We start from the raw sequence: 17,183 nt of genomic DNA, 5'->3' as shown, positions 1-17,183 counted from the left end.
TCGCGGGCCGCGTGCTGCCGGGCGCTGTCGGCGCGTTCAGCGACGGCGCGTGCGGCGTGCGGGGGCGTCGGGGGCGTACGCGCGGCTCACTCGGCGATGCCGACGACCAGCCAGATGAAGCCCACGCCCCCGATGGTGCAGAGAAGGGTGGAGCGGGCGGGATGGGTGTGGTGCGCCTCGGGAAGGATCTCCGCAGCGGCCAGGTAGAGCAGGGCTCCGCCGAAGAAGCCGAGATAGCCGCCGAGCAGTTCCTCCGGAAGGGTGAACAGCAGCGTCGTCGCCGCGCCCACGACCGGTGCCACGGCGGCCGCGAACAGCATCAGGAGCGCTTTGCGGCGGGCGTTCCCGTACAGACTGGTGAGGGTGTACGTGTTGAATCCGTCGGCGAAGTCATGACTGATCACCGCCAGCGCGACGGCCACGCCCATGGAGCCGCTGACCTGGAAGGCGGCGCCGAGCGCGATGCCGTCCATCAGGCTGTGGCCGACCATCGCGGCGGCCGCCGTCAGCCCCACCTGCGGTACGCGGTCGCCGTGGTGCCCGCCCGCCCCGTGCGCCACCTGGCGGGCGGAGAGCAGCCGCTCGACCAGATGGGCCGCCAGGAAGCCGCCCACGAACAGCAGCAGCGCCATCGGGACCCCGAGCACCGGCTCGCCCGCCGCCTCGATCGCCTCGGGCAGGAGGTCGAGGCCGACCACGCCGAGCATCAGCCCGCCCGCCAGGCCGAGCACCAGATGGCGGCGGTCGGTGACGCGCTGGGCGACCCAGCCGCCGGCCAGGGTCATCAGGAACGCGCCGAGCGCGACGAACACCGCCATGGGGCCTTGCTAGCCGATCGGGCCCCCTCCGCGCATCTCAGGGTGTCCTTACCGGCGGCGCTCACCGCGTCCCTCCCGCCCGCTGCCGTGCCGCGTGTGCCGTGCGCTGTTGTGCCGCGCATACCGCCCGCCTCCGTGCTTCGTATACGGAGCGGTCCCGCGCCCGTCCCCGCACCACCACCGAGACGTATGACCTGAAAGGCAGGACTCCGCCGATGACCGGAGCATCCCTCGGCCCCGGACCCGAGTCCGGCGCCCGCAGTCTGGTGGTGGGGGTCGGCGCACGGCGAGGTGCCTCGGGCGACACGGTGTTCGCCCTCATCGAGGCGGTGCTGAGCGGGGCGGGGCTGGAGATGGCGGACGTGCTGGAGGTGGCCACGGTCGACGCCAGGGGGGACGAGCCGGGGATCGTGGGAGCGGCGGCCCGGCTCGGCGTGCCGGTGCGGACCCATCCGGCCGGGGCGCTGGCCTCGGTCCGGGTGCCGCACCCCTCGGGGGCGGTGCGCGCGGCGGTGGGGACGGCGTCGGTCGCGGAGGCCGCGGCGCTGATCGAGGCGGACGAGCTGGTGGTGCCCAAGACCCGGGCCCCGGGCGGGAAGGGGGTGGCGACCTGTGCGGTGGCCCGCCGTTTTCCGGCCGCCGACAGGACTTTCGGTGTTTCCGGCGGGAAAACTTCCACCTCACCGGTGACGGCAGGCTCCCGCCCGTTCACCATGGCTGCCATGAATCCCCCCACGCATCCCCCCATGCGGAACATCGAGAGCGCCGGGCCGGACCTGCGGCACCACGGCGACGCGGAGGTCCGCGGCGAGAATCTGACCGATCTCGCCGTGAACGTCCGTACCCACACCCCTCCCCCGTGGCTGCGCGAGCGGATAGCCGCGTCGCTCACCTCGCTGGCCGCCTATCCCGACGGGGCGTCCGCGCGGGCCGCGGTCGCCGGCCGGCACGGGCTGCCGGTGGAGCGGGTGCTGCTGACGGCGGGCGCGGCCGAGGCGTTCGTCCTGATCGCCCGGGCCCTGCCGGCCCGTCGGCCGGTCGTGGTGCACCCTCAGTTCACGGAGCCGGAGGCGGCGCTGCGGGCGGCCGGGCACGAGGTGGGGCGGGTCCTGCTGCGGGCCGAGGACGGTTTCCGGCTCGATCCGGCGGCGGTCCCCGAGGAGGCGGACCTCGTGGTGATCGGCAATCCGACGAACCCGACGTCCGTGCTGCATCCGGCGGCCCTGCTGGAGCAGCTGGCCCGGCCGGGGCGGACCCTGGTGGTCGACGAGGCGTTCATGGACGTCGTGCCGGGCGAGCGCGAGGCGGTGTGCGACCGGACGGACATCCCGGGGCTCGTGGTGCTGCGCAGCCTCACCAAGACGTGGGGGCTGGCCGGGCTGCGGATCGGTTACGTGCTGGCCGAGCCGGAGACGGTGGCGCTGCTCGCCGAGGCGCAGCCGCTGTGGCCTGTGTCCACCCCGGCGCTGGCGGCGGCGGAGGCGTGCATGGAGCCGCGGGCGCTGGTGGAGGCGGCTCAGGCGGCGGACCGGATCACGGTGGACCGGGCCCATCTGCTCGCCGGGCTGGCGGAGTTCAGCGAGGTCGAGGTGGTGGAGGCGGCCCGGGGCCCGTTCGTGCTGGTGCGGCTGGAGCGGGCGGCGGAGGTCCGGGAGCGGCTGCGGCTGCTGGGCTTCGCCGTCCGGCGCGGCGATACCTTCCCCGGGCTCGGGGCGCGGTGGCTGCGGCTCGCGGTCCGTGACCGGGCCACGACCAATCGTTTCCTCCAGGCCCTGGACCAGGCGGTGCAGGCCCTGCCGACGCGATCGGGGCGCTGAGGGAGCCCCGCACGGGGTGAGGCGGCTTCGGTCCGGCGGACGACGCCGCGCACAGGTGGTGCCGTCGGTCCGGCGGACGCCGCCGCACCGGGTGGGGGCGGCGTCCGTCCGGCGAACGCCGCCCCCGTCACACGGATCAGCTCTGGCCGCTGCTGCGCCTGCGCGCCAGCACGGTGGCGCCCGCGCCGACGGCCAGGAGGAGGGCCGCGCCGCCCGCGATGTACGGAGTGGTCGAGCTGCCTCCGGTCTCGGCGAGGTTGGCCTCGACGGGGGCGGTGCCGGTGTCGGAGCCGGTCTGCGTCTTCACGTCGCCGTCGCCCTTTCCGCCGTCACTGCTGCCGCCGTCGCCGCCGGTGCTGCCGTCGCCGCCGCTGTCGCCGCCCGTGGCCCCGCCGTCGGTGGAGCCGCCCGCGGTGTCGCCCGGCTCCTCGGGGGTCTGGGGCCCCGCCGGGGTCTCGCAGGTCGCCTCGGCGAGGGTGACCTCGCCGTTGACCTCGGCGACGTTGAGCTGGAGCGGGTTGACCGCCACCTTGAGCCGGAGCGCCGTCGCCGCCGCCGTGCGCTCGGTGGTGACCGTGTGGGACAGGTCGAGGGAGACCTCACCGACGCCCGGGACGGAGACCTGGGTCGGTCCGCCCGCGCTGAGCGTCACCTTCTTGCCGAGCACCTTGACGTGGCCGAGCACGTTCGACTCGGCGACGGGCTGCTTGCCGGTCTCGCAGGCCGCCTTGGAGGTGACCTTCTGGACCTCGACGAGCGGGAGCGCCGCGAGTCCGGGGACGTGGATCCGCGCCTTCGCCAGATGGGTGTAGCCCTCGGCCCCGTGCTCGTCCACGGTCGCTTCGGCGGTGGCCACGTCGGCACGCAGCACGTTGACCGGGCGGCCCTCCACTCCGTCCAGGTTGACGCTCAGTGCGGTCTTCTCGGCGCTGGCCGGGGCCTGCACCTCGTTGAGCGTGACCTTGAGGGGCACCTGGAGGGACTTGTTGAGGAGCGAGACATCGAGCCCGGTGCGGAGCACGACCGCGCTCGCCCTGCCCTCACCGCCGGTGGTGGGCGTCGCCGGGGCTGCGTGCGCGGGGACGGCGGCAAGCAGAGCGACGGGGGCGGCGGCGACCGCCACGGCGGCGAGACGGAAGGTGTTGCTGTTCAAGATCGTGGAACCCCCACAAGAGACATGGAGCCACCGGCGCAGCCCCATGGGGGACATGGCCTGCGCCGGTGACGTCGACTCCGTGAATCTTTACGCACTGAGGGTGAACTGACGGACACCTGGCGTGAGTTCACCCCAATGGGGGTTTTCCGCGCGCACATTCGAATCTTTCGGCACGCGTGTTCCCTCCTGTCCCTCCCCGTCACCCGTCTCACGCGGAAGGGGCCGCGGCGCGTGAACGGGCCGGGCTGTATCAACGAGCCGGGGGCCGCATCCGTCACTGCCCGTCAACGCGCCGCCGTTCAGCCGACGACCCGCCCGTTCAGGACGACGTGGCGGGGCGCCGCCAGCACCCGCACGTCCGCGCGCGGGTCCTCGTCGTAGACGACCAGGTCGGCCGGAGCTCCCTCGTCGAGGCCCGGCCGCCCCAGCCAGCGCCTGGCTCCCCACGCGGTCGCGGAGAGCGCCTCCAGCGGCGGGATGCCCGCCCTGACCAGCTCGGCGACCTCGCCCGCGACCAGGCCGTGCGCCAGCGAGCCGCCCGCGTCGGTGCCGACGTAGACCGGGATTCCGGCGTCGTACGCGGAGCGCACGGTGTCGTAGCGGCGGTCGTACAGCTGCCGCATATGGGCCGACCAGCGGGGGAACTTGGCCTCGCCGCCCGCCGCGAGGTCGGGGAAGGTGGCGATGTTGACCAGCGTCGGGACGATCGCGACGCCGCGTTCGGCGAAGAGCGGGATGGTCTCCTCGGTGAGTCCGGTGGCGTGCTCGATGCAGTCGATGCCCGCCTCCACCAGATCGCGCAGCGACTCCTCGGCGAAGCAGTGCGCGGTGACCCGGGCGCCCAGGCGGTGGGCCTCGGCGATGGCCGCCTCGACCTCGCCGCGCGGCCAGCAGGCGGTGAGGTCCCCGGCGTCGCGGTCGATCCAGTCCCCCACGAGCTTGACCCAGCCGTCGCCGCGCCGGGCCTCCTGGGCGACGTACGCGACGAGGTCGCCGGGCTCGATCTCGTGCGCGTAGTTACGGATGTAGCGGCGGGTCCTCGCGATGTGGCGGCCGGCCCTGATGATCTTCGGCAGGTCCTCGCGGCAGTCGATCCAGCGGGTGTCGGAGGGCGATCCGGCGTCCCGGATCAGCAGGGTCCCGGCCTCCCGGTCGGTGAGCGCCTGCTTCTCGGCGGTCGCCGCGTCGACCGGGCCGTGCCGGTCCAGACCGACATGGCAGTGCGCGTCGACGAGGCCGGGCAGCGCCCAGCCCCGCACCGTCTCCGCACCGTCGGCGCCGGGCGGCCGCTCGTAGGTGATCCGTCCTCCCACGGCCCACAGTTCGTCCCGCACCTCGTCCGGGCCGACGAGCACCCGGCCCTTCACCCGCAGCACCGGCCGCTCCTTCCCCTCACGCACTTCGACCACCCGTCCGATCACTCACCCGATCACTCATACGCGGCACTGTACGAGGCCGCCGGCGGGCCGTCGGTAGGCTGCCAGTGCCTTCCGACCGTCGGACGAACCCGAAGAGAGCCCCCACCGTGACGCACCCCTTCCTCGATCTGCCCCCGCTCACCGCCGGCCACTTCGCGGCGATCGAGCGGCGCGTGGCCCGGCTCCTCGCGACGGAGCAGGACGTCGTCATCACCCAGGGCGAGGCGCTGCTGCCGCTGGAGGGCTGCATCCGCAGCGGCGCGCGGCCCGGCTCGACCGCGCTGAACGTGGTCACGGGCCCGTACGGGCAGACCTTCGGCAACTGGCTGCGGGACTGCGGCGCCCAGGTCGTCGACCTCGCGGTGCCGTTCCACACGGCGGTGACCGCCGCCCAGGTCGCCGAGGCGCTCGCCGAGCACCCGGAGATCGACTTCGTCTCGCTGGTGCACGCGGAGGCGGCGACCGGCAACACCAACCCGGTCGCGGAGATCGGCGAGGTGGTCCGGGCCCACGGCGCGCTGTTCATGCTGGACGCGGTCGCCTCGGTGGGCGCCGAGCCGCTGCTGCCGGACGCCTGGGGCGTCGACCTGTGCGTGATCGGCGCGCAGAAGGCCATGGGCGGACCCGCCGGGGTCTCCGCGGTGTCGGTGAGCGCGCGGGCCTGGGAGCGGATCGCCGCCAACCCGGCCGCCCCGCGCCGCTCCTACCTGTCGCTGCTGGACTGGAAGGAGCGCTGGATCGACGGCGGCCGCACGGCTCTGCCGCACGCCCCCGCGCAGCTGGAGATGCTGGGCCTGGAGGCATGTGTCGCCCGGATCGAGGACGAGGGACCGGAGACGGTGATGGCCCGCCACGCCTCGGCCGCCGCGGCGACCCGGGCGGGAGCGGTCGCCCTGGGCGGCGGGCTGGAGCCGTACGTCCACCGGGCGCGGGACGCGGCCCCGGTGGCGACGACGCTGCGCGTCCCGGCGGGGACGGACGCGGCAGCCCTGGTCGCGGCGGCGCTGGCGGCGGACCCCGCGCTGCCGCTGGTCGCGGGCGGCGGGGCGCTCTCCAAGGAGATGATCCGGGTCAACCATTACGGGGCGGATGCGACGCGGGGCGCGGTGCTGTCCTCGCTCGCGGCTCTGGGGGCGGCGCTGACCGATGCGGGCCTGCGGGTCGATATCGAGGCTGCCCGCCGGACCGTTTCGGAAACCTGGCCGGCCCACTGAATTCTCCACGATACGGGGAGCTGCTTTATCGAAAGCAGCTCCCCGTATTCTTTTGCCCGCTATCTCTTCGGCTAAACGCAGAAGTTTCTGCGCGGGTCGAGCTTCACGATTCGGACACGTAGCAGGAGAGTTACGATCCTGTGACCGACCCCACAGGCGCGGCGTTATGACCGATTAATTCGGGACAAAGTGGAAGAAAATGCCCCCGGATCATGGGGTGGCTCGCGCACGCCTGATAACACACACAAGCCCTTCACCCAACCCCTTGCCTCGATGCAATTTCGAAATTTGCTGGGTAAATTCAATTCACATGACCGCCGCACCAGCAGATTTTGCCCGTGCCCGAAGCGAATTCCTCAGTATCGATGCGCCGCGAGTGGAGGACGGAGCCGCGATCTGGCGCATTGCCCGCGACTCCAAGGTCCTGGACCTGAACTCCTCGTACAGCTACCTGCTGTGGTGCCGTGACTTCGCCGCGACGTCCGTCGTCGCCCGTGGCGAGAGCGGCGAGCCCATCGCCTTCGTGACGGGCTACATCCGGCCCGACCGCCCCCAGACCCTCGTCGTCTGGCAGGTGGCCGTCGACGCGGCCCACCGCGGCAAGGGGCTGGCCGCGACGCTGCTGGACGCGCTGACCGCCCGGGTCGCCGCCGACCAGGGCCTGTCGTCCGTGGAGACGACGATCACCCCGGACAACACCGCCTCCGACCGGCTGTTCACGTCCTACGCCCAGCGGCACGACGTGGCACTGGAGCAGGAGGTCCTCTTCGACGGCGACCTGTTCCCCGAAGGGACCCACCTGCCCGAGGTGCTCTACCGGATCGGTCCGTTCACCACCTGAGCACGCCCGGGCACGCCCTCCGGCGTACCCGACCCGTACGCCCGCCGCCCGACCCCCGTCCGGCGCACCCGACCCGTGCGCCCGGTTCCCACGACTTTTCGCGTCGGCCGACCACCCGGCGCGGTCCCGGCCGCATCCGTGCGGCGGGGAGCACCAGACCACCGCCCGTCACACCCCCTCACGCAGGAGACCCGCTGTGACCATCACCCCGCCCGAACTGAGCGTCTTCGAGACCCTGGAGTCCGAGGTCCGCAGCTACTGCCGCGGCTGGCCCGCCGTCTTCGACCGCGCGCAGGGCGCCCGGCTGACCGACGAGGACGGCCACTCCTACCTGGACTTCTTCGCCGGCGCCGGCTCGCTCAACTACGGCCACAACAACCCGGTGCTGAAACGAGCGCTGATCGACTACATCGAGCGCGACGGCATCACCCACGGCCTGGACATGGCGACCACCGCCAAGCGGGGGTTCCTGGAGACGTTCCAGAACGTGATCCTGCGCCCGCGCGACCTGCCGTACAAGGTCATGTTCCCCGGCCCGACCGGCACCAACGCCGTCGAGGCGGCGCTGAAGCTGGCCCGCAAGGTCAAGGGCCGCGAGGCCGTCGTCTCGTTCACCAACGCCTTCCACGGCATGTCGCTGGGCTCGCTGGCCGTCACCGGCAACGCCTTCAAGCGCGCCGGGGCCGGGATCCCGCTGGTGCACGGCACCCCGATGCCGTTCGACAACTACTTCGACGGCACGGTCCCGGACTTCCTGTGGTTCGAGCGGCTCCTGGAGGACCAGGGCTCCGGTCTGAACAAGCCCGCCGCGGTGATCGTGGAGACGGTCCAGGGCGAGGGCGGCATCAACGTCGCCCGTGCCGAGTGGCTGCGGGCGCTGCAGGAGCTGTGCCACCGCCAGGACATGCTGCTGATCGTCGACGACATCCAGATGGGCTGCGGCCGTACCGGCGGCTTCTTCTCCTTCGAGGACGCCGGGATCACCCCGGACATCGTCACGCTGTCGAAGTCCATCAGCGGCTACGGGCTGCCGATGTCGCTCTGCCTGTTCAAGCCGGAGCTGGACATCTGGGAGCCGGGCGAGCACAACGGCACCTTCCGCGGCAACAACCCGGCCTTCGTCACGGCCGCCGCCGCGCTCCAGGCGTACTGGGCGGACGGCCAGATGGAGAAGCAGACCCTGGCCCGCGGCGAGCAGGTCGAGCAGACGCTGCTGGCCATCTGCGCCGAGGAGCCGAGCGCGCAGTTCCGCGGCCGGGGCCTGGTGTGGGGCATGGAGTTCGAGGACCCGGCACGGGCCTCGGCGGTCTGCGCCCGCGCCTTCGAGCTGGGGCTCCTGCTGGAGACCTCCGGCCCGCAGAGCGAGGTCGTCAAGCTGCTGCCGCCGCTGACCATCACCCCCGAAGAGCTGGACGAGGGGCTGCGCACGCTGGCCCGCTCCGTCCGTGAGACGGCCTGACCCGGTACTGCCGGGGCAGGTGGAAGAAGAGAGGCCCCGGGCCGTGAGGCCCGGGGCCCGTGCAGAGAAGAGAAAGGCAACCGCTCACCGTGATCGTCCGATCGTTCAGTGACATCGAGAACACCGACCGGCATGTGAAGGCCGCGTCCGGCACCTGGGAGAGCAAGCGCATCGTGCTCGCCAAGGAGAAGGTGGGCTTCTCGCTCCACGAGACCGTGCTGTACGCGGGCACGGAGACCTCGATGTGGTACGCGAACCACATCGAGGCGGTCCTGTGCACCGAGGGCGAAGCCGAACTCACCAACGACGAGACCGGCGAGAAGCACTGGATCACGCCCGGCACGATGTATCTGCTGGACGGGCACGAGCGGCACACCATGCGGCCCAAGACCGACTTCCGCTGCGTGTGCGTCTTCAATCCCCCCGTCACCGGGCGGGAGGACCATGACGAGAACGGTGTCTACCCACTGCTGACCGAGGAGGGCTGAACCATGACCACCGAAGTACGCGCCGATCTGTACCCCTCGCGCGGCGCCGCCGAGATGACCACTCCCCGCCAGGACCCGGTCATCTGGTCCGCGCCGGGCGCACCGGGCCCGATCGCCGCCAAGGACCTCCAGAGCTACGAGCACGACGGCTTCCTCAGCATCGAGCAGCTGATCACGCCGGACGAGGTCGCCGTCTACCGGGCGGAGCTGGATCGCCTGGTCACCGACCCGCTGATCCGTGCCGACGAGCGCTCCATCGTGGAGAAGCAGACGCAGAGCGTGCGGTCCGTCTTCGAGGTCCACAAGATCAGTGAGGTCTTCGCCGGGCTGGTCCGCGACGAGCGGGTGGTGGGCCGGGCCCGCCAGATCCTCGGCTCGGACGTGTACGTCCACCAGTCCCGGATCAACGTGAAGCCGGGCTTCGGGGCCTCGGGCTTCTACTGGCACTCGGACTTCGAGACCTGGCACGCGGAGGACGGTCTGCCGAACATGCGGACCGTGTCCGTGTCGATCGCGCTGACGGAGAACTTCGACACCAACGGCGGGCTGATGATCATGCCCGGTTCGCACAAGTCGTTCCTCGGCTGTGCGGGCGAGACGCCGAAGGACAACTACAAGAAGTCGCTCCAGATGCAGGACGCCGGCACCCCGTCCGACGAGGCGCTGACGAAGATGGCCGACCGCCACGGCATCAAGCTCTTCACGGGCAAGGCCGGTTCGGCGACCTGGTTCGACTGCAACGCCATGCACGGTTCCGGCGACAACATCACGCCGTACGCGCGCAGCAACGTCTTCATCGTCTTCAACAGCGTGGAGAACGCGGCGCAGGAGCCCTTCGCGGCTCCGATCCGCCGCCCCGAGTTCATCGGGGCGCGGGACTTCACCCCGGTGAAGTAGCGCGACGCGCGGGCGAAGGGGCCGGGACGGCGTGCCGTCCCGGCCCCTCGCGTGTGCCGCGCGGGACCGCGGCGCGGGCGGTACGCCGGACCGGTCGTCGCGAAACCCGCTGGACCGGAGGCGAGCCGGCGGCGAGGGTGTCCGGCATGACCTCCCACATACGCCACATCACGATCGACTGCGCCGACCCCTACGCGCTCGGCGGCTTCTGGGCCCGGGCGCTCGACGCGCCGCTCTCCGGCGAGGACCGACCCGGCGACCCGGAGGTGCTGCTGGAGACCCCCGGCGCGGCGGTCCTCTTCGTGCGGGTGGCCGAGAAGAAGCAGACCAAGAACCGCGTCCATCTCGACCTCCAGCCGCAGGACCGCTCCCGCGACGCGGAGGTCGAGCGGCTGCTCGCGCTCGGCGCGACCCTCGTCGGCGACCACCGCAGGCCGAACGGGCGGGGCTGGGCGACGCTCGCCGACCCCGAGGGCAACGAGTTCTGCGTGGAGTGCGGCGCGGCCGAGCGGGCCGCGCTGACCGGGAGTCGGCTGCCGGTGACCGCCGACGACGTGACGACCGCCGTACGGCTCGCGGTGGACGTGCTGGCGAAGGCCCCGGCGGAGCGCTGGGAGGACCGGGCGGGATCGCTGGAGTGGACCTGCTGGGAGACGGCGGAGCATCTGGGCGACGATCTCTTCGCGTACGCGGTGCAGTTGGGCCTCCGCACCCCTCCCCTGGATCGCGAGGTGCCCTACCGGTGGACGCCGGAGCGGTCGGGCGGACCGTACAACGCGGTCTTCGCCGACCGGGAGGCCGGGCCCGCCGGGCTGCTGGCGACGGTGGAGGCGAGCGGGGCGCTGCTGGCCTCGATGGCGCGGACGACACCGCCCGAGGTGCGTTCGTACCACGGATACGGGATCTCCGACCCGGAGGGCTTCGCCGCGATGGGTGTGGTGGAGACCCTGGTGCACGCCCATGACCTGGCACAGGGCCTGGGGCTGGCGTGGGCGCCGCCCGCAGCGCTCTGCGACCGGGCGCTGGCCCGGCTCTTCCCGGACGCGCCCCCGGGCGGCGACCGGTGGGCCGTGCTGCTGTGGGCCACCGGCCGCGCCGGGCTGCCGGGCCACCCGCGCCGCACCGCGTGGCGGTGGGACGGGCGGCCCCTGGAGGATCAGACGGCGTCGAGCGCCGGGTAGTCGGTGTAGCCCCGGGCGTCGCCGCCGAAGAAGGTCGACGGGTCGGGGGTGTTGAACGGGCCGCCCGCCTTCAGCCGGGCGGGCAGGTCCGGGTTGGCGAGGAAGAGCGCCCCGTAGGAGATCAGGTCGGCGACGCCGTCGTCGATCACCGTGTGGTCGCCGGGTCCGGTGGGGCCCTCGGAGTGCACGTTGATGACGAGGGCCCCGGAGAACGCCTTGCGCAGGGCGAGGGTCAGCTCGCGGATCGGGGTGGCCTCCAGGATGTGCAGATAGGCGAGGCCGAGCGGCTCGATCGCGCGGACCAGCGCGGTGTACGTGGCCTCCGGCGCGGGCTCGTCGATGTCGTTGTACGGGTTGCCGGGCGAGATGCGCAGCGCGGTGCGCTCCGGGCCGATCTCGGCGGCGACGGCCTTGACGACCTCGGCCGCGAAGCGGGTGCGGGCCTCGTCGGAGCCGCCCCACGCGTCGGTGCGCCGGTTGGTGTTGGGGGCGAGGAACTGGTGGATGAGGTAGCCGTTGGCGCCGTGCAGCTCGACCCCGTCGAACCCGGCCTCCACGGCGTTGCGGGAGGCGGAGACGAAGTCGGCGACGGTCTGCCGGATCTCGGCCTCGGTCAGCTCGTGCGGCTCGACGAGGTCCTTGGGGCCTTCGGCGGTGAAGATCTGGCCCGTGGCCCTGACCGGGGAGGGGGCGACCGGGACGAGTCCGTCGGGGAGCAGGACCGGGTGGCCGATGCGGCCGGCGTGCATGATCTGGGCGAAGATCCTGCCGCCCCGCGCGTGCACCGCGTCGGTGACCGTACGCCAGGAGGCGACCTGCTCGGCGCTGTGCAGGCCGGGCGTGGAGGGGTAGCCCTGGCCCACCACGGAGGGCTGGATTCCCTCGGTGATCACGAGGCCGGCCGAGGCGCGCTGGGCGTAGTAGGTGGCGGTCAGCTCGGTGGCGGTGCCGCCCTCGCCGGCCCGGCTGCGGGTCATCGGGGCCAGTGCGATGCGGTTGGCCAGGCGCGTGCCGGACAGGTCGACGGGGTCGAAAGCGGTGGTCATGGGGGTCTCCCGGAATAGGTATGTGGTCGGCCAATGAATGCCGCCGGGGGCAACTGTAACCCATTCATTGGCCGACCAAGGTAAAGTGGCCCGAATACGTCGGGCATCATCGGAAGCCGTCACCGAGGCCACCACCGCGGCCTCCGCTCACCGCCCGAGGACCTCAGGAGCCCGCCATGACCACCGGCCGCGCCACCCCCGCGGAAGACGCCTGTACGAACGCCCGGCCCACGGCGGCGCTCGGCGGGCCCGTCAGCCACGCCGTCTCGCGGGTGGCCCGGCTGCACCGGATCGCGGCGGGCAAGGCGCTCAGGGGGGTGGACCTCTACCCGGGACAGGAGCTGCTGATGATGCACCTGTGGGACCGGGGGGCGGTCCGGCAGACCGAGCTGATCCGGGCCCTGGAGCTGGACCCCTCCACGGTCACGAAGATGCTCCAGCGGCTGGAGCAGACCGGGCATGTGCGCCGCCGCCCCGACCCGGCCGACCGGCGGGCCGTGCTGGTCGAGGCGACGGAACAGAGCTGCGGGCTGCGCGCCGCGGTACGGGCCGCGTGGGGCAGCCTGGAGGAGGACACGCTCGCGGGCCTGGACCCGGCCGAGCGCACGGAGCTGGTCCGGCTGCTGGCGAAGGTCGAGGAGAACCTCTGCCGGGAGACCGAGGACTGCCCCGACCGGCGGTGAGCCGCGGCCGGCCGAGGCGTGCCCGTACGGCTCAGGCCAGGAAGTCCAGCAGCCGGTCCACGTCGGCCTCGGTGTTGTAGAGGTGGCAGGAGATCCGCAGATTCCCGGCCGGGGCGGAGACGGCGATCCCGGCCTCGGCCAGTGCGGGCTGACGGCCGTCGAGTCCCGGCACCGCGACGATCGCCGACTCCCCGGGGACCGCCTGGTGCCCGAGAGCGGCGAGCCCCTTGCGCAGTCGGGCGGCGAGCCCGGTGGCGTGCCCGTACAGGGCGTCGGCGCCGGCCTCCGCGAGCAGCGCGAGGGAGTGCTCGGCCCCGTGGTACGAGAGGAAGGCGGGCGGCTCGTCGAAGCCGCGGGCGGTGGGGGCGAGGCGCTCCAGCGGGCCGTAGTTGCTCGTCCAGGGGGCGCCCGCGGAGACCCAGCCCGCGAAGAGGGCCGGCAGGGTGTCCTGCGCCTCCTCGGTGACGGTCAGGAACGACGTACCGCGCGGGCAGAGCAGGAACTTGAAGCCGCCGGTGACGGTGTAGTCGCACGCGCCGGCGTCCACCGGGAACCAGCCCGCCGCCTGGGTGGCGTCCAGCAGAGTGCGGGCCCCGTGCGCGGCGGCGGCCGCACGCACGGCGGCGAGGTCGGCGACCCGGCCGTCGGCCGACTGCACGGCGGAGAAGGCGACCAGCGCGGTCGAGTCGCGGACGGCAGCGGCGAGGTCCGCGAGGGGCACGTACCGCATACGCAGATCACCGCGGAGCGCGAACGGGCTGACCACGGAGGAGAACTCACCCTCGGGGCAGAGGACTTCGGCGCCGGGCGGCAGTGAAGCGGCGATCAGGCCGACATGGACGGTGACGGAGCTGCCGGTGGCGACCCGGTCCGGGTGGACCCCGACGAGCCGGGCGAAGCCGGCCCGCGCCGCCTCCACGGCCTCGAAGCTGCCGGCGCCCACCCGGCGGCCCGCGGCGTTCTCGTCGGCCAGGGCCTTCACGGCGGCGATCGTCCGGCGGGGCAGCAGGCCCCAGCTGGAGGTGTTGAGGTAGGTGACCTCGGGCGCGAATTCGGCGGCTGCTGCTTGGATGGGCGCGAGGATCGTCATGCGTCCACCCTGAAGCCCCCTCAACTCAAAGTCAATTACAGATAGTTAAGGGTCACACCAAAGATATTCTTATGGTTGGCGACCGGCCGGGTCCCGGTGCCGCCGTTCGGCTCCGGGGCCCGGCCCCGGTCTCAGCTCCGCGGAACCTCGCAGGCTCCCTCCGCGTCGCAGGCCGCCGCGTCCCCGCCGACCGTGGTGAGGGCGGTGGCCGGGCGGTCCTTCCATGCCTGCTCCAGCGCCTGGACGAAGACCTCGGAGGGCTGGCCGCCGGAGATGCCGTACCGCCGGTCGAGCACGAAGAACGGCACGGCGTTGGCGCCCAGTTCGGCCGCCTCACGTTCGTCGGTCCGGACGTCGTCCGCGTACGCCTCGGGGTCGGCGAGCACGGCGCGGGCCTCGTCGGCGTCGAGTCCGGCCTCCTCGGCGAGGGCGATCAGCACCTCGTCGTCGAAGACGGAGCGCTCCTCGGCGAAGTTCGCCCGGTAGGCGAGGGTCAGCAGCTCGTCCTGGCGGCCCCGGGCCTTGGCCAGGTGCAGCAGCCGGTGGATGTCGAACGTGTTGCCGTGGTCGCGGCCCTCGGTGCGGTAGCCGAGCCCTTCGGAGTGCGCGTTGGCGGCGACGCCGGCCTCCATGGCGGCGGCTTCCTCACGGGTACGGCCGTACTTCCGGGCCAGCATGTCGATCACGGGCGCGGTGTCGCCCTTGGCCCGGGAGGGGTCGAGCTCGAAGGACCGGTGCACCACCTCGACCTCGTCCCGGTGGGCGAACTCCGCGAGGCCCTTCTCGAAGCGGGCCTTGCCGATGTAGCACCACGGGCAGGCGATGTCGCTCCAGATCTCGACGCGCATGACTCTTCTTCTCTCCCAGACTCACGGGGGGCGTGCGGAGAAGCCCTCCGTACGTCACGTCTCTGTCCGAACACCGAACCTGACCAGGTGATTCCCGGGCCGCGAACCGCTGGCGCCCGGAGCGGAAATCGGGAAGGCTCGCGCGCATGGTCTCAGTGGTGCAGAACGTGGCGATCGACTGTGTGAACGCGTACGAGCTGGCGCGGTTCTGGAGCGAGGTGACCGGCCGTCCGCTGCATCCGGAGGACGAACCGGGCATGCCGGAGACGCAGGTGATGATGGCGGAGGGACCGATGCTCTATTTCCATCAGGTCCCCGAGGAGAAGAAGGGCAAGAACCGGCTCCATCTGTGCCTGCGCCCGTCCTCCTCGCGCGAGGAGGAGGTGGAGCGGCTGCTGACCCTCGGCGCCACCCTCGTCGCCGACCTCCGCAACCCGGACGGCTCCGGCTGGGCGGTGCTCGCCGACCCCGAGGGCAACGAGTTCTGCGTCCTGCGCGGCGACCGCGACCGGGCCGCGACGGCTTCCTGACGTCCGGGGCGGCCCGCGAGACGCTCCGGCGGGCCCGCGAGACGCTCCGGGTGAGGGCTCACGCGCGGCGTCCGTCGACCCGGCGGGGCAGGCCGAGCGGGTTGTCCTCGCGCAGCTCGGCCGGGAGGAGGGACTCGGGGGTGGACTGGTACGTGACCGGGCGCAGCCAGCGTTCGACCGCCGTCGCGCCGACCGAGGTGGAGGTGGACGTGGTGGCCGGGTAGGGGCCGCCGTGGTGCTGGGCGGGGGCGACGGCGACCCCGGTCGGCCAGCTGTTGACGAGGACGCGTCCGGCGAGCGGGGTGAGGGCCGCGAGCAGCTGCCCCGCGTCGGGGTCCCGGCCCTCGTCGGTGGCGCACTGGAGGGTGGCGGTGAGGTTCCCCGGCAGTCGGGCGAGGACGGCGGCGGCCTCCTCGGTGGAGCCGTACCGGGCGATGACCGTGACCGGGCCGAAGCACTCCTCCAGCAGCGCGTCGTGCGGGCCCTCGGCGGTGAGCCGGGCGGCGGGCACGGTGAGGAATCCGGCGGAGACGGTGTGCTCGCCGGCCGCACCGGGGGTGACCGGGGCGCCGACACCGGGCAGCGCGGCCCGCTCCCGTACCCCGGCGACGAAGGCGTCCCGCATGCGGTGGTCCAACAGGACGGCGGAACCGGTCGAGCTGACCGTCTCGGTGAGGGTCTTCAGGAGCTGGTCGCCCGCCGCGCCCTCGGGGACGAGCACGAAGCCGGGCTTGGTGCAGAACTGGCCGACCCCGAGCGTCATCGAGCCGCCGAGGCCCGCGCCGATCTCCCCGGCGCGCGCCACCGCGGCGGCCGCGGTGACGACGACCGGGTTGAGGGAGCCGAGTTCGCCGTGGAAGGGGATGGGCACGGGGCGGGCGGCCGCCGCGTCGAACAGGGCGCGTCCGCCGCGTACGGAGCCGGTGAAGCCCGCCGCGCTCACCAGCGGGTGGCGGATCAGTTCGACTCCCGCGTCGAACCCGTGCACCACCGTGAGGACGTCCTCGGGCAGCCCGGCGCGGGCGGCGGCGCGGCGCAGGACCGAGGCGCAGAGTTCGGAGGTGGCCGGGTGGTCGGGGTGCGCCTTGACCACGACGGGGCAGCCGGCCGCGAGCGCGCTGGCGGTGTCGCCGCCGGGGACGGAGAAGGCGAGCGGGAAGTTGCTCGCCGCGTAGACGGCGACGACCCCGAGCGGGATCCTGTAGCGGCGCAGGTCGGGCCAGGGCGGGGTCCGGGCGGCGTCCGGGTGGTCGATGCGGATGTCGAGGTAGTCGCCTTCGTCGACGACCTCCGCGAAGGCCCTGAACTGGGCTGCGGTGCGCGCGAGTTCGCCGGTGAGCCGGGCGGGCCCGAGGGCGGTCTCCGCGTCGGCGGCCTCAATGATGTGCGCGCCGGACTCCTCCAGCAGCCGCGCCGCCGTCCGCAGGAACGCGGCCCGCGCCACCCGGTCGGCGAGGGCGTCCCGCACGGCGTGGGCCGATCCGGCCGCGCGGTCGACCTCCTCGGCGGTGGCCTCCACGGCGACCTGCTCGCGCGGGTTCCCCGTTCGGGGGTCGACGCTCCAGACTGGTACTGCGCTCACCGTGATTCCCTTCCGTCGCGCGACCGGTCACCGGCCGGTCCCCGATCGCCGTCCCGCCGCCGCCCCTCGCCGTCCCCCGGCGGCCCGGCCGACGGCGGCCGCGTCTCAGCAGGTG

General features: G+C 73.1%; 16 protein-coding genes. 9 read left to right on the top strand and 7 right to left on the bottom strand.

The features are described 5' to 3' along the window. Nucleotides 1-86 precede the first annotated feature (86 nt). A complete protein-coding gene (locus KME66_RS27595; protein ID WP_073217335.1) occupies nucleotides 87-818 on the bottom strand; it encodes a ZIP family metal transporter in 732 nt (243 codons plus the stop codon). Between the two features lie 215 nt (nucleotides 819-1,033). Between KME66_RS27595 and cobC the strand changes: the two genes are divergently transcribed. Next, nucleotides 1,034-2,635: an Rv2231c family pyridoxal phosphate-dependent protein CobC gene (cobC, locus tag KME66_RS27590; protein ID WP_216327145.1), complete on the top strand. Its 1,602-nt coding sequence runs from the start codon at nucleotides 1,034-1,036 to the stop codon at nucleotides 2,633-2,635. Between the two features lie 136 nt (nucleotides 2,636-2,771). Here cobC and KME66_RS27585 read toward each other — a convergent pair whose 3' ends face one another. Together KME66_RS27585 and KME66_RS27580 are read right to left on the bottom strand one after the other, a co-directional pair. After that, nucleotides 2,772-3,788 (bottom strand): SCO1860 family LAETG-anchored protein, encoded by a 1,017-nt coding sequence (locus KME66_RS27585; RefSeq protein WP_216327142.1) that lies wholly within the window; start codon nucleotides 3,786-3,788, stop codon nucleotides 2,772-2,774. Nucleotides 3,789-4,090: 302 nt separating this feature from the next. Then, nucleotides 4,091-5,167, bottom strand: a complete 1,077-nt coding sequence (locus KME66_RS27580; RefSeq protein WP_216327140.1) for an amidohydrolase family protein — start codon at nucleotides 5,165-5,167, stop codon at nucleotides 4,091-4,093. Between the two features lie 149 nt (nucleotides 5,168-5,316). Here KME66_RS27580 and KME66_RS27575 point away from each other — a divergent pair, with 149 nt between their 5' ends. From KME66_RS27575 to KME66_RS27550, 6 genes are all read left to right on the top strand, one after another. Further along, nucleotides 5,317-6,423 (top strand): alanine--glyoxylate aminotransferase family protein, encoded by a 1,107-nt coding sequence (locus KME66_RS27575; protein ID WP_073217346.1) that lies wholly within the window; start codon nucleotides 5,317-5,319, stop codon nucleotides 6,421-6,423. Nucleotides 6,424-6,733: 310 nt separating this feature from the next. Beyond that, a complete protein-coding gene (gene ectA / locus KME66_RS27570) occupies nucleotides 6,734-7,264 on the top strand; it encodes a diaminobutyrate acetyltransferase (protein WP_073217348.1) in 531 nt (176 codons plus the stop codon). Between the two features lie 196 nt (nucleotides 7,265-7,460). Beyond that, nucleotides 7,461-8,723: a diaminobutyrate--2-oxoglutarate transaminase gene (ectB, locus tag KME66_RS27565; RefSeq protein ID WP_073217350.1), complete on the top strand. Its 1,263-nt coding sequence runs from the start codon at nucleotides 7,461-7,463 to the stop codon at nucleotides 8,721-8,723. Nucleotides 8,724-8,812: 89 nt separating this feature from the next. Next, the gene (locus KME66_RS27560) at nucleotides 8,813-9,211 is read left to right on the top strand and encodes an ectoine synthase (protein WP_006123624.1); all 399 of its coding nucleotides are present in this window, start codon (nucleotides 8,813-8,815) and stop codon (nucleotides 9,209-9,211) included. A 3-nt stretch (nucleotides 9,212-9,214) separates the two neighbouring features. Further along, nucleotides 9,215-10,108 (top strand): ectoine hydroxylase, encoded by an 894-nt coding sequence (gene thpD / locus KME66_RS27555; protein WP_073217353.1) that lies wholly within the window; start codon nucleotides 9,215-9,217, stop codon nucleotides 10,106-10,108. A gap of 146 nt (nucleotides 10,109-10,254) precedes the next feature. Further along, nucleotides 10,255-11,289 (top strand): VOC family protein, encoded by a 1,035-nt coding sequence (locus KME66_RS27550; protein ID WP_216327137.1) that lies wholly within the window; start codon nucleotides 10,255-10,257, stop codon nucleotides 11,287-11,289. On the opposite strand, the gene KME66_RS27545 is transcribed toward KME66_RS27550, so the two are convergent. Further along, a complete protein-coding gene (locus KME66_RS27545) occupies nucleotides 11,265-12,335 on the bottom strand; it encodes an alkene reductase (protein ID WP_073217359.1) in 1,071 nt (356 codons plus the stop codon). The genes KME66_RS27550 and KME66_RS27545 overlap by 25 nt on opposite strands. Before the next feature lie 176 nt (nucleotides 12,336-12,511). On the opposite strand from KME66_RS27545, the gene KME66_RS27540 reads away from it, so the two are divergent. Further along, nucleotides 12,512-13,018 (top strand): MarR family winged helix-turn-helix transcriptional regulator, encoded by a 507-nt coding sequence (locus tag KME66_RS27540; RefSeq protein WP_216327133.1) that lies wholly within the window; start codon nucleotides 12,512-12,514, stop codon nucleotides 13,016-13,018. Between the two features lie 31 nt (nucleotides 13,019-13,049). On the opposite strand, the gene KME66_RS27535 is transcribed toward KME66_RS27540, so the two are convergent. Both KME66_RS27535 and KME66_RS27530 read right to left on the bottom strand, forming a co-directional pair. Further along, the gene (locus KME66_RS27535; RefSeq protein ID WP_216327129.1) at nucleotides 13,050-14,108 is read right to left on the bottom strand and encodes an aminotransferase class V-fold PLP-dependent enzyme; all 1,059 of its coding nucleotides are present in this window, start codon (nucleotides 14,106-14,108) and stop codon (nucleotides 13,050-13,052) included. A 131-nt stretch (nucleotides 14,109-14,239) separates the two neighbouring features. Further along, entirely contained in the window at nucleotides 14,240-14,956 is a 717-nt protein-coding gene (locus KME66_RS27530; RefSeq protein ID WP_216327126.1) for a DsbA family oxidoreductase, read from the bottom strand. 146 nt (nucleotides 14,957-15,102) lie between these two features. On the opposite strand from KME66_RS27530, the gene KME66_RS27525 reads away from it, so the two are divergent. Then, nucleotides 15,103-15,486, top strand: coding sequence for a VOC family protein (locus tag KME66_RS27525; RefSeq protein WP_216327123.1), 384 nt, complete (start codon nucleotides 15,103-15,105; stop codon nucleotides 15,484-15,486). Between the two features lie 58 nt (nucleotides 15,487-15,544). Here the strand turns inward: KME66_RS27525 and KME66_RS27520 are convergent, their stop codons facing one another. Then, a complete protein-coding gene (locus tag KME66_RS27520; RefSeq protein WP_216327121.1) occupies nucleotides 15,545-17,068 on the bottom strand; it encodes an aldehyde dehydrogenase (NADP(+)) in 1,524 nt (507 codons plus the stop codon). Between the last annotated feature and the right edge of the window lie 115 nt (nucleotides 17,069-17,183).

The sequence above is a fragment of the Streptomyces sp. YPW6 genome (assembly GCF_018866325.1).
Taxonomy (GTDB): domain Bacteria; phylum Actinomycetota; class Actinomycetes; order Streptomycetales; family Streptomycetaceae; genus Streptomyces.
The sequence above is the reverse complement of the archived record's forward strand: the minus strand, read 5'-3'. Positions and strand labels throughout refer to the sequence as shown.

Coding starts and splice junctions, on each gene's coding strand:
- KME66_RS27530 (WP_216327126.1), bottom strand. CDS start 14,956: ATGCGCGTCGAGATCTGGAGCGACATCGCCTGCCCGTGGTGCTACATC.
- KME66_RS27595 (WP_073217335.1), bottom strand. CDS start 818: ATGGCGGTGTTCGTCGCGCTCGGCGCGTTCCTGATGACCCTGGCCGGC.
- ectA (WP_073217348.1), top strand. CDS start 6,734: ATGACCGCCGCACCAGCAGATTTTGCCCGTGCCCGAAGCGAATTCCTC.
- thpD (WP_073217353.1), top strand. CDS start 9,215: ATGACCACCGAAGTACGCGCCGATCTGTACCCCTCGCGCGGCGCCGCC.
- KME66_RS27535 (WP_216327129.1), bottom strand. CDS start 14,108: ATGACGATCCTCGCGCCCATCCAAGCAGCAGCCGCCGAATTCGCGCCC.
- KME66_RS27545 (WP_073217359.1), bottom strand. CDS start 12,335: ATGACCACCGCTTTCGACCCCGTCGACCTGTCCGGCACGCGCCTGGCC.
- KME66_RS27540 (WP_216327133.1), top strand. CDS start 12,512: ATGACCACCGGCCGCGCCACCCCCGCGGAAGACGCCTGTACGAACGCC.
- KME66_RS27550 (WP_216327137.1), top strand. CDS start 10,255: ATGACCTCCCACATACGCCACATCACGATCGACTGCGCCGACCCCTAC.
- KME66_RS27525 (WP_216327123.1), top strand. CDS start 15,103: ATGGTCTCAGTGGTGCAGAACGTGGCGATCGACTGTGTGAACGCGTAC.
- cobC (WP_216327145.1), top strand. CDS start 1,034: ATGACCGGAGCATCCCTCGGCCCCGGACCCGAGTCCGGCGCCCGCAGT.